The 13,294-nt window shown below is 72.1% G+C and carries 9 protein-coding genes and 1 riboswitch; of the genes, 6 read left to right on the top strand and 3 right to left on the bottom strand.

The genetic code is table 11. The features are described 5' to 3' along the window. Positions 1 to 23 precede the first annotated feature (23 nt). Together AC4IJH_RS04585 and AC4IJH_RS04580 are read left to right on the top strand one after the other, a co-directional pair. Positions 24 to 1,409 carry an SWIM zinc finger family protein gene (locus AC4IJH_RS04585; protein WP_490850183.1) on the top strand — a complete coding sequence of 462 codons (1,386 nt, stop codon included), beginning with the start codon at positions 24 to 26 and terminating at the stop codon, positions 1,407 to 1,409. A gap of 273 nt (positions 1,410 to 1,682) precedes the next feature. Continuing rightward, positions 1,683 to 3,401, top strand: a complete 1,719-nt coding sequence (locus AC4IJH_RS04580) for a DUF5691 domain-containing protein (RefSeq protein WP_490850182.1) — start codon at positions 1,683 to 1,685, stop codon at positions 3,399 to 3,401. 100 nt (positions 3,402 to 3,501) lie between these two features. Here AC4IJH_RS04580 and icmB read toward each other — a convergent pair whose 3' ends face one another. Beyond that, positions 3,502 to 3,912 carry a coenzyme B12-dependent isobutyryl CoA mutase small subunit gene (icmB, locus tag AC4IJH_RS04575; RefSeq protein ID WP_490850181.1) on the bottom strand — a complete coding sequence of 137 codons (411 nt, stop codon included), beginning with the start codon at positions 3,910 to 3,912 and terminating at the stop codon, positions 3,502 to 3,504. Between the two features lie 474 nt (positions 3,913 to 4,386). Between icmB and AC4IJH_RS04570 the strand changes: the two genes are divergently transcribed. Together AC4IJH_RS04570 and AC4IJH_RS04565 are read left to right on the top strand one after the other, a co-directional pair. Beyond that, on the top strand, positions 4,387 to 5,253 hold the full coding sequence (locus tag AC4IJH_RS04570; protein ID WP_490850180.1) for an alpha/beta hydrolase: 867 nt from the start codon (positions 4,387 to 4,389) through the stop codon (positions 5,251 to 5,253). Between the two features lie 240 nt (positions 5,254 to 5,493). Continuing rightward, positions 5,494 to 7,221: a M23 family metallopeptidase gene (locus tag AC4IJH_RS04565; RefSeq protein WP_490850179.1), complete on the top strand. Its 1,728-nt coding sequence runs from the start codon at positions 5,494 to 5,496 to the stop codon at positions 7,219 to 7,221. 71 nt (positions 7,222 to 7,292) lie between these two features. Here AC4IJH_RS04565 and pcrA read toward each other — a convergent pair whose 3' ends face one another. Next, the gene (gene pcrA, locus AC4IJH_RS04560; protein ID WP_490850178.1) at positions 7,293 to 9,794 is read right to left on the bottom strand and encodes a DNA helicase PcrA; all 2,502 of its coding nucleotides are present in this window, start codon (positions 9,792 to 9,794) and stop codon (positions 7,293 to 7,295) included. Positions 9,795 to 10,009: 215 nt separating this feature from the next. Then, positions 10,010 to 10,196: riboswitch (cyclic di-AMP (ydaO/yuaA leader) on the top strand. 8 nt (positions 10,197 to 10,204) lie between these two features. Between pcrA and AC4IJH_RS04555 the strand changes: the two genes are divergently transcribed. Continuing rightward, positions 10,205 to 11,404: a C40 family peptidase gene (locus tag AC4IJH_RS04555; protein WP_490850177.1), complete on the top strand. Its 1,200-nt coding sequence runs from the start codon at positions 10,205 to 10,207 to the stop codon at positions 11,402 to 11,404. An 89-nt stretch (positions 11,405 to 11,493) separates the two neighbouring features. Here the strand turns inward: AC4IJH_RS04555 and AC4IJH_RS04550 are convergent, their stop codons facing one another. After that, a complete protein-coding gene (locus tag AC4IJH_RS04550; protein ID WP_490850176.1) occupies positions 11,494 to 11,847 on the bottom strand; it encodes a hypothetical protein in 354 nt (117 codons plus the stop codon). Positions 11,848 to 12,218: 371 nt separating this feature from the next. On the opposite strand from AC4IJH_RS04550, the gene AC4IJH_RS04545 reads away from it, so the two are divergent. Further along, a complete protein-coding gene (locus AC4IJH_RS04545; RefSeq protein WP_490850214.1) occupies positions 12,219 to 13,280 on the top strand; it encodes a C40 family peptidase in 1,062 nt (353 codons plus the stop codon). Positions 13,281 to 13,294 lie beyond the last annotated feature (14 nt).

Here is a 13,294-nt window from a genome sequence, read left to right as displayed (position 1 = left end):
TGGTGGCTCGTAACGTCGTCAGCATGAATCCGCAGGGGGAACGCTGGACGACGGATCAGGTGCTCGCGCTCGCGCCCGACGCCTCATCCCGCAAGGCGGGCGGCAAGCTCGCGACACCCGGCCCATGGTCGGAGACAGGGGCATCGGGGGCAGGAACGGGACCGGGGCGCGGCGCGGTGTGGGGGCTGTGCACAGGGAGCGGGAGCACGCCGTACCGGACGGTGGTCGACACCACCGGGCCCGCGTACCAGTGCAGTTGCCCCAGCCGTAAGTTCCCGTGCAAGCACGCGCTCGGACTGTTGCTGCTGTGGGCGGGCGACGAGCACACCGTGGCCGCCGCGGAGCCTGCGCCATGGGCCCTGGAGTGGCTGGCGGCACGCCGCGAGCATACGAATGACGGCTCCAACAGCGATAGAGAGGAGGGGACTTCACCTCAGCGCAGGACCGCCGACCCGGAGGCCGCGCGGCGACGGGCCGAGCAGCGCGCACAGCGGATCGCCGCCGGCGCCACGGAGCTGGAACAGCGGCTGGAGGATCTGCTGCACACCGGTCTGGCCACGGCGGGCCGCGCCGGGTACGCCTCATGGGACGAGACGGCTGCGCGCATGGTCGACGCCCAGGCGGCGGGCCTGGCGGGACGGGTACGGGAGTTGGGCTCCATCGCGGCCTCCGGGCCTGACTGGCCCGCCCGCCTCCTGGCGGAGTGCTCCCTGCTGCACCTCCTGGACCAGGCGTTCCTCGGCATCGACCGCCTCCCGGCGCCGCTCGCCGCCACGGTCCGCTCCCGCGTCGGCCTGACGACCGAGGCCGCGGACCTGCTGACCGGTCCGGACGCCAGGCCCGTACGCGACCGCTGGCTGGTCCTGGCCCAACAGGACAGCGAGGAAGGGCACTTGACCACCCGGCGCATCTGGCTGCGCGGCGAGCGGACCGGCCGCATGGCGCTGCACCTCGCCTTCGGCGGGCCGGGCCGCCCGCTGGACCTCGCGCTGCCACCGGGCCTCGTACTGGACTGCGACCTGGCCTACTACCCCGGAGCCCGGCCCCTGCGCGCCGTCCTGGGCGAGCGGCACGCCCCGACGGCTCCGGGCGCGGTGCCCCCGGGCGGCGGCACGTACGCCGCCCTGGCCGCGTACGGAGACGCCCTGCGCGACGACCCATGGCTGGACTCCTGGCCGGTCGTCCTCACCGACGTCGTACCGATCCCGGCCCGCGACGGCGCGAACTGGCAACTGGCCGACGCGGACGGCGAGTCGGCCCTCCCCATCGACCCACGCTGCTCCGGCCGCACAGGCCTCTGGCAACTGGCCGCCATATCCGGCGGCGACCCCCTCACCGTCTTCGGCACCTGCGGCCACCAGGGCTTCACCCCCCTGACCACCTGGGACCCAACCCCAGTAACCCTCTAGCCCCCGCCGCCGCAGGCAGCCCGCCTCGCCCACCCCGCTGCGGGCAGGCGCCATACCCCACCCACCCACCGCGCGGTGGGCAGGCGTTCCGCAAGGGCGAGGGGTCCCCCTGCCCCCTTAAGGGCCTGGGGGCGGGTGGGCACAGCGGGGACCCGCAGCCGCGAACGAACCCCACCCCCACCCACCGACCGCGAACACACCCGCGCACCGGACGCAACTACGCACCCAATCACCCACCCGATCACCCACCCACCCAAGACACTTGGAGTCCCCATGCCCGGATCCCCCGCCCCCTGGAGCGACCTCGTATCCGCCGCCCTACTGGGCACGGACCGCCGCACCCCACCCACCACGCCCCACCCCGGCCAGTCCCCGGCCGCGTCCCTGCTCGACGCCGCCGCTCTGCACACCGTCCGCACCCGTGCCGCCCTCCGCCCCGCCCCCGCCGCCGAACGCCCCACCCCCGCACCACAGGACCCCCGCCCGCCGCTGCCTCCGGCGGCCCGCCGCAGACTGGCCCTCCTGCTGGCCGACCGGGGCGCGGCAGGCAGCGGCAACCGCCGTGGCAGCGCCCCCGACCTCACCGAACTCCTCCCGCAGTGGCTGGCCGCCGCCACCGAACACGGCTACCGCGCCCCGGCCGCGCTCCTGCCCGCACTGCTGGACGCGGCCCGCGCCCGCACCGACCTGCGCCCGTCCGCACTCACCCTCGCCGGACCCCGCGCCCTGTGGCTGGCCCGCCTCAACGACGACTGGAAGTTCGCGCTGCGCGGCACCGGTCCCACCACCGCACTCCCCGGCACCGAAACCCCCGAGGCCGTTCAACTCCTCTGGGAGGAAGGCCTGTTCGCCGAGCGCGTGGCACTGCTGACCGCCGTCCGCCGCCGCGACCCGCACGCCGGCCGCACCCTGCTGGAGAGCACCTGGCCCACCGAACGCGCCGAGGACCGCCTGCTGTTCCTGGACTCACTGCGCGAGGGCCTGTACGCCGACGACGAGCCGTTCCTGGAACGGGCCCTGGCCGACCGCAGCCGCAACGTCCGCGCCACCGCCGCCGAACTCCTCTCCGCCCTCCCCGGCTCGGCCCTCGCCGCCCGCATGGCCGTACGCGCCCGCTCCTGCGTCACCGTGGACCGCACCGGCACCACACCCGCCGTGCCCGCCACACCCACCGCGCCCACCCCTCCCGCCGCGCCCACCCCTCCCGCCGCACCAACCACCAACTCCACCGACACCACGGACTCCACCCGCCCCTTCACCACCCCACCCACCATCACCGTCGAAGCCCCCCATGAATGCGACGCCGCGATGCAGCGCGACGGAGTGGCCGCCAAGCCGCCCTCGGGGCGGGGCGAACGGTCCTGGTGGCTGGGCCAGTTGGTGGAAGCGACGCCGCTGGGCGTGTGGCCCGCTCAGCTGGGCGGGCGGACACCCGCCCAGATCGTGGCACTCCCGGTCGCCGACGGCTGGCGGACCGAGCTGCACGACGCCTGGTGCCGCGCAGCCGTACGCCAGCGCGACGCAGCTTGGGCCCGGGCCCTGCTGGGTGCCCCGGGCGCGCCTCCCCAGGAGACCGGCGGCACGGCGGCGGGTTCCTCCCGGGACCTGGCGAAGCTGCTGGCGGTGCTGCCGGGCGAGGAACGGGCCGCGTGGGTGGCGCAGTTCATCGCGGCACACGGCCTGTCCGACGCGTTCCGGATGCTGGGGGTGTGCGCGGTCCCCTGGTCCGAGCCGCTGGGCCGGGCGGTGGTGGACGCACTGGACATCGCCCGGGACGCGGGCAGTTATCCCTGGAGCTTCAGCGGTGTGATGGGCCTGGCCGAGCGCTGCCTGGACCCCGCGGAGGCGGACCGGCTCGACATGCTCACCGCGATACCGGACGAGCCCGAGGGCGGCTCACCCGGCGCGGTCGGCTACTGGTCCGAGGCGTTCCAGCGGCTGGTGGGCACACTGCGACTGCGCGCCACCATGCTTGCGGAGCTGGCCGGTTGAGAAATCGGCTCCGCCGGTTGCGACAGCGGCTCGCACCGACTCAAGGCACCTTGAGTTACCAACCCGACTCCGCCGCGCCAAGCCGCCCCGACACCCCTCGCTACGCCGCCACCTGACGCACGTTGGCGTTCACCCAGTCCACGATCGAGGCAGTGGTCGCGCCGGGTGTGAAGATCTCCGCCACGCCCTGCTCCTTGAGCGGCGCGATGTCGGCCTCGGGGATGATGCCGCCGCCGAAGACCTTGATGTCGGCCGCGTCGCGCTCCTTGAGCAGCTCGATCACCTTCGCGAAGAGCGTGTTGTGCGCACCGGAGAGGATGGAGAGACCGATCGCGTCGGCGTCCTCCTGGATCGCGGTGTCGACGATCTGCTCCGGAGTCTGGTGCAGCCCGGTGTAGATGACCTCCATACCGGCGTCCCGCAGCGCCCGCGCGATGACCTTGGCGCCGCGGTCGTGGCCGTCCAGCCCCGGCTTGGCCACCACCACACGGATCGGACCAGTTACACCCATCACTGCCTCCAGCTCCAAGCCATGTACAGCACCAGCGTTGAGCAGTGCCGCCGAACCGACAACTCCTGCGCGGCCGTCCCGGCGGCCGTCAGCGTGAACGCACGTTATCCCCAGCATCCCGTACACAGCCGTTTCGTGACATGGAGGGAGGGGGAAATCACACGTGGGACACGTTCGCTGCGCGTCGCCCCCCGCATTCGTGCCCGCCGCCGTCAGGCAGCGGGTCGCCCCCCGGCCGAAAGCCGTGGGGCGGCTGGTGCGGGGAGCGCGCCAGGGCAGCCGCAGTCAGGTTGCCGCACCACCGCGCCGTCAGCCGCGCGGCACGGCGGTGCGGCCCTGACCGCGCACGTACATGCACACGAGTACGCCCACAAATCCGGACGTTCACGTACATGTACGTTGCCACGTTCGGCTGCCCATGAGGGCACACGGGGGACAGAGTCGACTCCTGCGTGCAATCCGGGAGGTCGGCCCATGAAGGCCCTTCAGGCGATGCACTTTCTCTTCTGCCTGGCCCGCCCCACCACCGCCCTGCTGCGCTCCAGAGTCATGGAGTTGGCCGTCCTCGCCGGCCATCTGCTGCTGTACCCCACCGGGATCCCCCAGGAACAGCGCGCGGACCTCGTCGGGTCAGCGGCCGGAGCGGACGGCGCCGCGGGACCGGAGGGGGAGGCAGGGGCGGCGCTCCTGCCGACGCGGGGCCGCTCCCCCGCACCCGTACTCCTCCTGCACGGCTTCATCGACAACCGCTCCGTCTTCGTGCTGCTGCGCCGCTCCCTGCGGCGGCACGGCTGGTGCCATGTCGAGGCCCTCAACTACTCCCCGCTGACCTGCGACATCCGCAAGGCCGCCGAACTGCTCGACCGGCATGTGGCGGAGACCTGCCGCCGTACGGGCCATCCCCGGGTGGATGTGGTGGGCCACAGCCTCGGCGGCCTGATCGCCCGCTATTACGTACAGCGCCTGGGCGGCGATGCCCGCGTACGCACTCTGGTCACACTGGGCACTCCGCACTCCGGAACCCGCGTCGCCCCGCTGATGTCCGCGCACCCCCTTGTACGCCAGATGCGCCCGGATTCCGATGTGATCAAGGAGTTGGCGCTGCCCGCGCCGAATTGCCGGACGCATTTCGTCTGCTTCTGGAGCGACCTGGACCAGGTGATGATCCCGGTGGAGACCGCGCGAATCGAGCACCCGGATTTGATCACCCACAGCGTGCATGTCTCCGGTGTCGGACATCTCGCGCTACCGGTCAACGGCACGGTGGCGGCAGGAATACGCGACGCGCTGAGCGCGCAGGAGTCGGGTGAAGGGACTGCGAACGTGATTTCGGTGGCCTGAGTACGGGCCGCGGAGCGGACCGGACCACCCGACAGGAGGACCCGCTCACCGCCGCACACCCTATTCGATCTCGAACGATCTTCGAACGTGGCGCCAAGAACGCGCATGCAGTCCGCCGAAAGGCGGCTAAATGCCCGTTCTCGCGAAGCCGGAAACCTGACAAAGATTGTCCCTGTCGCGTACCGCCGGGTACAGTCGCCGCTAATTCTCCTGCTGCCGAGGCGAAAGAGAAGCTTGGTGGTGAACGACCGTCACCCGTCGGGGGAACCGACCCCGACCGACCCGTCTGCCGACGCCTCGTACGGGCACCCCGCGGCCTACGAGCCGTACGGGCAGCAGGATCTCCAGCCGGGCTATGCCGCGTACGACTCCTACGCGACCGGCACCTTCGACAACCTCGGCGCCGGGTACGGCGACGGCACCCCGCCCTTCGGCACCCCCGCGGGCGGGCACGAAACGCCCAACTCCGGCGCGTACCAGACCGGGTCCTACGGCACCGGCTCCTACGCCACGGGCGCGTACGACACCGGCGCCTACACCACCGGCGCCTTCGACGCCACCGGGTACGACACCGGCGCCCAGCCCGCCGCCGGCTACGACCCCTACGCCCACACCGCGCACTCCGCGCAGCCCCCGTACGACACCGGCAGCTACGAGACCACCGGTTACGGCTACTCCTTCGCGGCCGGCGCCGACACGACCGGCACCTTCCCCGGCTACGGCGCCACGGGCGGCTCCTCCGACACGACCGCGGTGTGGTCGTCCGGCGGTTACGAAGCGGCGGGCGGCATTCCCGCGCAGTCCGGGGCGCCGCACGGCGACACCGGCTATCCGTACGACACCGGCGCCACCGGCCAGTGGGACACCGGCGCCTGGGGCGAGCACACCGGGCACTACGAGGCCGGGGCGGGCGCGCAGACGCCGCCGGGCGCGCAGTACGAAACCGGGCAGTGGGACGCGACCGGGCAGTGGGACACGGGGAGTTACCCCGCCTCCGCCGCAGGCCCGGAGGGCGATGCGGCCACCGCCCATGCGGCCGATGCCGGCGCCCCGCACGACAGCACGCACGACACCGCCGTCTTCGAGCCCTACGAGGCGCCGTACGAGGACGCGGAGGGCGGCGAGACGGCGGCCGCAGGCACGGGTGCGGGCGCGGGTGCAGAGGGCGCCGCGCCGGCCGTCCCCTCTCCCGGCTCCCCCGGCCGCCGTGACGCGCAGGGGCGGGGGCGGCGGCGTACCGCCAAGCCCGCCAAGCGCTCCGCGCTGCTGACCGTGGCCGTGCCGTCCGTCGCCGCCATGGGCGTGTGCGCGGTGGCCGCGGCGTCCGTCAGCGGGATCGGCGGCGGTGACGACAAGGACAGCAGGACCACCCGGGCCGCGACGGACCCGGCCGCCGTCAAACCCGCCGTGGCCAACGCCAAGCTCGACACCCAGCTCGCCGGTCTCAGCTCCGGCGCCGACGACTTCGCCGACCGCGCCAGCCGTACGCAGGAGCGCATCGACCTCAAGGCGCGCCAGGCCGCGGAGAAGAAGCGCAAGGCGGAGGAGGCGGCCCGCAAGGAGGCGATGCGGCCGAAGTTCCTGCTGCCGGTCAAGCAGCACGGGCTGAGCGCGTACTACGGGCAGGCGGGGGTCAACTGGATGTCCGTGCACTCCGGGATCGACTTCCCGGTCAGCTATGGCACGCCCGTGATGGCGGCGACCGACGGCACGGTGCGGACGCAGTGGAATCCGGCCTACGGGAACATGGCGATCGTGACGGCGGCCGATGGGACGGAGACCTGGTACTGCCACCTGAGCAGCACGCGGGTCCGGTCCGGGTCGGTCAAGGCCGGTGATCCCATTGCCTATTCCGGCAACTCCGGCAACTCCACCGGGCCGCACCTGCACTTCGAGGTCCGCCCCGGCGGGGGCTCCGCCATCGACCCCCTCCCCTGGCTCCGCAGCCACGGCCTCGACCCGACGTAATCCCCCTTCGCCCTCCGTTGTGGGCAGGCGTTCCGCCCTTGCGGAACGCCTGCCCACAACGTGCGAAGAGGCTAGAGCTTCTCCACCGGGGCGTAGCGGAGGAGCAGACGCTTCGGCTTTTCCGCGCCGAAGTCGATCGTCGCCTCCGCGTTGTCCCCGCTGCCCTTGACCGCGACGACCGTGCCGAGCCCGAAGCTGTCGTGGGTGACGCGGTCGCCGATCGCCAGCGACACCACCTCGCGGTCCTTGGCGCGGCGCGTGGCGAACCCGCTGGGGCCCGCCTTCGTACGGGAGGAGGACAGCGAGGAGACGGAGGACGAGGAGCCGAAGCCTCCGCCGCCGGTGCCCGAGAGGGCGCCCATGGACGCGGAGGGCGTGGCGGGCCCGGTCCGCTTCCACTGGACGTACTGGTCGGGAATCTCCTCCAGGAAGCGCGAGGCCGGGTTGTAGGACGGCTGCCCCCACGCGCTGCGCATCGTGGAACGGGTCAGATAGAGCCGCTCGCGGGCGCGCGTGATGCCGACATAGGCCAGCCGGCGCTCCTCCTCCAGCTCCTTGGTCTGGCCCAGCGCGCGCATGTGCGGGAAGACGCCGTCCTCCATGCCGGTGAGGAAGACGACCGGGAACTCCAGGCCCTTGGCGGTGTGGAGGGTCATGAGCGTGATGACGCCGCTGCCCTCCTCGTCCTCGTCGGGGATCTGGTCGGAGTCGGCGACCAGGGCGACCTGCTCCAGGAAGTCGGCGAGGGTGCCGCCCGCCGCGGCGCCACCCGATTCCGCGGCGTCCCCGCCGCGGTCCTGCTCGAACTCCAGGGCCACGGCGGCGAGTTCCTGGAGGTTCTCGATCCGGGTCTCGTCCTGCGGGTCGGTGGAGGCCTGGAGCTCGGCGAGATAGCCCGTGCGCTCCAGCACCGCCTCCAGGACGGTGGCGGGCCCCGCGCCGGACTCGACGATGGTGCGCAGCTCCTCCATGAGGACGTTGAAGCGCTTGACGGCGTTGGCGGAGCGGGCCGCCATGCCGTACGCCTCGTCGACCCGGCGCAGCGCCTGCGGGAAGCTGATCTTCTCGCGCTGGGCGAGGGCGTCGATCATCGCCTCGGCGCGCTCGCCGATGCCGCGCTTGGGGACGTTGAGGATCCGGCGCATCGGGACGGTGTCCTCGGGGTTGGCCAGCACCCGCAGGTACGCCAGGATGTCGCGGACTTCCTTGCGCTCGTAGAAGCGCACACCGCCGACGACCTTGTAGGGCAGGCCGACGCGGATGAAGACCTCTTCGAAGACACGGGACTGGGCGTTGGTGCGGTAGAAGACCGCGACATCGCCCGCCTTGGCGTCCCCGGCGTCGGTGAGCCGGTCGATCTCGTCGGCGACGAACTGCGCCTCGTCGTGCTCGGTGTCGGCGACGTAGCCGGTGATGGACGGGCCCGCGCCGGCGTCCGTCCACAGGTTCTTCGGGCGGCGGTTCTCGTTGCGCTCGATGACGGCGTTGGCCGCGGACAGGATCGTCTGCGAGGAGCGGTAGTTCTGCTCCAGCAGGATCGTGGTGGCGTCCGGGTAGTCCTCCTCGAACTGGAGGATGTTGCGGATCGTGGCGCCGCGGAAGGCGTAGATGGACTGGTCGGCGTCGCCGACCACGCACAGTTCGGCGGCCGGGGTCTCGGGGGTGTCCGGGCCGACCAGTTCGCGTACGAGGGTGTACTGGGCGTGGTTGGTGTCCTGGTACTCGTCCACGAGGACGTGCCGGAAGCGGCGGCGGTAGTGCTCGGCGACATCGGGGAAGGCCTGCAGCAGGCTGACCGTGGTCATGATGATGTCGTCGAAGTCCAGGGCGTTGGCCTCGCGCAGCCGCGCCTGGTAGAGGGCGTACGCCTGCGCCAGGGTCTTCTCGAAGCCGTCGGCGGCCGTCCCGGCGAAGGTCTCCTCGTCGATGAGCTCGTTCTTGAGGTTGGAGATCTTCGCGCTGAAGGACTTGGGCGGGAAGCGCTTGGGGTCCAGATCCAGATCGCGGCAGACCAGGGCCATCAGGCGCTTGGAGTCGGCGGCGTCGTAGATCGAGAAGGAGGAGGTGAAGCCGAGCTTCTTGGACTCCCTGCGCAGGATGCGTACGCAGGCGCTGTGGAAGGTGGAGACCCACATGGCGCTCGCGCGCGGGCCGACCAGCTCCTCGACGCGCTCGCGCATCTCGCCCGCGGCCTTGTTGGTGAAGGTGATCGCGAGGATCTGGCCGGGGTGGACGCCGCGCGCGCCGAGCAGATGCGCGATGCGGTGGGTCAGCACCCGGGTCTTGCCGGAGCCGGCGCCGGCCACGATCAGCAGCGCGCCGCCGCTGTGCACCACGGCGGCCTTCTGCTGGTCGTTGAGGCCCTCCAGCAGCGCGGCGGGGTCGACGGCGGGCCGGGCCGCGCCGTCGCGGTAATACGTCTCCCGGTCCACGGGCGCGTCGAAAGCGCCCCCGAAGAGATCCGCCGGGATCTCCTCCTGGCTCGGACCACCCTCGTCCTCGGGAGGGGGCGGGGGTCCCTCGTCCTTGGGGTCGAGGTCCGCCAGGAAGCTGTCGTCAAAGAGGCTGCTCATCGCTCACCGAGTCTAGGCCGCCCCGGTGACAACCGGCTGCGGAGTCGGCGAACCGGCGTCCCGAACGCGACATCCCGGTCACCGTCGCGGCCGACCGCGCCAAGGTCACGAAAAGGTTTCGGGCATATCGAACATCAGCCTTCACAGGGGCCTCAGAAGTTGGCTAGCGTGCTCGCCCGGGCAGCCCGTCCCTCCGCGGTCGACAGCGTCCGCACGGGCCGCTCCCGCCGAGTCCGGCCCTGCCCCCACAGCATCCGGAGCCGGGGACCCACCATGCGCAACCGGGGCGAATCGGCCACCGTACGGAGCCTCGTACGGACCGTAGGGCACGCCTTCCGAGGGGCACACCCCCAGACCGCCCGAGCCCGACAGCTAACCCGGTAGGCGGTCCACGGAAGGAGTCGCCGGCCTTGGCGTCGCACCGCAAGCCGCGCACCCGAATACTCACCTCGTCCGGCAGCCGTACCGCCGCCGGGCTCACCACCGCCGCGCTGGCCTCCCTCACGCTGCTCTCCCAGACCGCGAACGCGGCCCCCGCCGAGCCGCGGCAGAGCATCGAGGAGGTCAAGGAGAAGGTCGACGGCCTCTACCGCCAGGCCGAGGTGGCCACGCAGCAGTACAACGGCGCCAAGGAGCGCACCGAGCAGCAGCGCCACAAGGTCGAGGGCCTGCTCGACGAGACGGCGCGGCGGACGCAGAAGATGAACGACGCCCGGCGGCAACTGGGCACCTTCGCCTCCGCCCAGTACCGCACCGGCGGGCTGAACCCCACGGCGCAGCTGATGCTCGCCAAGGACCCGCAGCAGTTCGCCGAGCGCAGCCACCTCATGGAGCGGCTGACCGGGCGGCAGCAGCAGGCCGTCGCGGACTATCAGGAGCAGCAGACGGCGGCCGCGCGCCGGCGCGCCGAGGCGACCCGCAGCCTGGAGAAGCTCCAGGAGTCCCAGAGAGCGCTGCGCGAGTCCAAGAAGTCCGTGCAGGACAAGCTGGCCGAGGCCCGGCAGCTGCTGTCGCGGCTGACCGCGCAGGAGAAGGCGCGGCTGGCGGAGCTGGAGCGCAAGAAGGAGGCCGAGGCCCGGCGCAAGGCCGAGGAACTGGCCCGCAAACAGGCCGAGGAGGCCCGCAAGGAGCGGGAGCGGCAGCAGGAGCGGGAGCGGCAGCAGGAGGGCAACGACGGCGGCCAGGGGCCGGGCCGGACGGACGGCGGCGGGTCGGGGCAGACCGACGGCGGCGGTTCCGGGCAGACGGACGGCTCGTACGCGGCCAAGGCCGAGAAGGCGATCGCCTTCGCCCGCGCCCAGATGGGCAAGCCCTACGTCTGGGGCGCCACCGGCCCCAACTCCTATGACTGCTCCGGCCTGACGCAGGCGGCGTGGAAGGCGGCGGGCGTGGATCTGCCGCGTACCACCTGGGACCAGGTCAAGGTGGGCCAGCGGGTGTCCACCAGCAGCCTCAAGCCCGGTGACCTGGTGTTCTTCTACAACGACATCAGCCATGTCGGGATGTACATCGGCGACGGCAAGATGATCCACGCGCCCAAGCCCGGCGCCAGCGTCCGCGTCGAGTCGATCTACTACATGCCGATCTACGGGAACGTACGGCCCGCGTGATACGGCCCGCGTGATACGGCCCCATGAACGACGAGTGCCCCGGACCGCTCAGCAGTCCGGGGCACTCGGCCGAAGTCAGGGGCGGGACCTCACGTCCACAGCACGGCGATGAAGATGTTGACGACCGTCAGCAGGCCCACGGCGCCGAAGAGCGGCTTGTCGATCTTCTCCTCGTCGCGCTTGACGTAGACCAGGGCCAGCACGACCACCAGTACGGCCAGCTTGATGCCGATCTTGATGTTGTTGACGGTGTGGTCCTGGGCCTGGTTGAGGCCGACCAGGGCGATGCCGGTCACCAGCATCGTCAGCGCGCCGTGCAGCATGGCGGGCGTGAAGCGGGCGGTACCCGCGCTCATCGCCTTCATCTGGGTCAGGAAGCCGCCGAGCAGCGAGGCGATGCCGATGATGTGCAGGCCGACGAAGACATGGGTTACTACGTCCATAGTGCGCGATCGTATCCGCCTCATAGCACCGCCCTCCCGGCGGGGCCGCAATGATCGGGACTTCGGTCAGCGCGTGGGCGCCACCGCCCTCATGCCGTAGGGCTCTTGGTCAATCGCCATCACCCGGCGATCGAAAGCGGGCAATGGCGGCCAACCGCGTCCTCACCCGTGACGGTCAGGTTTAGCGTCCTCGTCCAGGCGGTCGACTCCCCACCGTCGCCGGACTCCGCCCCGGCGGCCGTCGACCGCTTCGCCGAGAGGAAAGGCGGCGGCCCGCTCCCCCTGTTACGGGCCGCCGCCGGACCCACTCGGGGACCCACCTGGCCCGCCAGGGCCCGCACGGCCCGTAAGGGAAGGAAGTGACGGCCACCGTGGCGTCGCACCGCAAGCCCAAGCAGCAGCACCCGCTCACCGGCAACAGCGCTCGTACGGCCGTGACACTGGCCCTCGCGAGCGCCGCCACCGCCACCGCGTTCGACGGTGCGGCACACGCCGCGCCCGACCCGACCCCGTCCCAGGTCAAGGACGTCAAGAGCACCGTCGACCGGCTCTATCAGGAGGCCGAGGTCGCCACCGAGAAATACGACGGCGCCAAGGAGCAGGCCGACAAGGCCCGCGAGGACCTGGACCGGCTCCAGGAGGAGGCCGACCGCAGGACCGAGAAACTGAACTCCGCCAAGGCGGAACTGGGCAGCATGGCCGCCACGCAGTACCGTTCCGGCGGCGTGGACCCCACCGTCCGGCTCGTGCTGTCCGCCGACCCCGAGCACTACCTGGAGGGCGCCGCCGCCCTGGAGCGGGCGGGCAACCGCCAGGCCGCCGCCGTCAGCGAGTTCAGCCGCCGCGTGGAGGGCGTACAACAGCTGCGCGACCGGGCGAAGGCCAAGGTCACCGAGCTCAACGACACGCGCGCACAGCTGCGCAAGCACCGGGTCACCGTCGTGCGCAAGCTGGACGCCGCCGAGAAGCTGCTGGACCGGCTGACCGACGAGCAGCGGCGGCAGATCGAGAGCCAGGATGCCGAGGGGGCCCAGAAATCCCGGGCCGACCGCGACGCGGGCCGCGCGCGGCTGCGCGCCCCCAACGCCCGCGCCGCCGAGGCCATTTCGTTCGCCTACGGGGCGCTGGGCAAGCCGTACGTCTGGGGCGCCACCGGCCCCTCCGCGTACGACTGCTCGGGCCTCACCCAGGCCGCCTGGCGCGCCGCCGGGGTGTCCCTGCCGCGCACGACCTACACCCAGATCAACGCCGGCTCGCGCGTGGACCGCTCCCAACTCGCCCCGGGCGACCTGGTGTTCTTCTACTCCGGGGTCAGCCACGTCGGGATCTACATCGGCGGCGGGAACATGATCCACGCGCCACGGCCGGGGGCGCCGGTGCGGGTGGCCCCGATCGACATCATGCCGTTCGCGGGGGCGACCCGGCCGGCGTAGGCGCGGCGGGCCGG

The organism is Streptomyces sp. UF-297 (assembly GCF_058245575.1).
The sequence above is the reverse complement of the archived record's forward strand: the minus strand, read 5'-3'. Positions and strand labels throughout refer to the sequence as shown.

Bases quoted from the DNA above. Each gene is read 5' to 3' on its own strand.
- AC4IJH_RS04585 (WP_490850183.1), top strand. From the start codon at position 24: ATGAATCCGCAGGGGGAACGCTGGACGACGGATCAGGTGCTCGCGCTC.
- AC4IJH_RS04580 (WP_490850182.1), top strand. From the start codon at position 1,683: ATGCCCGGATCCCCCGCCCCCTGGAGCGACCTCGTATCCGCCGCCCTA.
- icmB (WP_490850181.1), bottom strand. From the start codon at position 3,912: ATGGGTGTAACTGGTCCGATCCGTGTGGTGGTGGCCAAGCCGGGGCTG.
- AC4IJH_RS04570 (WP_490850180.1), top strand. From the start codon at position 4,387: ATGAAGGCCCTTCAGGCGATGCACTTTCTCTTCTGCCTGGCCCGCCCC.
- pcrA (WP_490850178.1), bottom strand. From the start codon at position 9,794: ATGAGCAGCCTCTTTGACGACAGCTTCCTGGCGGACCTCGACCCCAAG.
- AC4IJH_RS04550 (WP_490850176.1), bottom strand. From the start codon at position 11,847: ATGGACGTAGTAACCCATGTCTTCGTCGGCCTGCACATCATCGGCATC.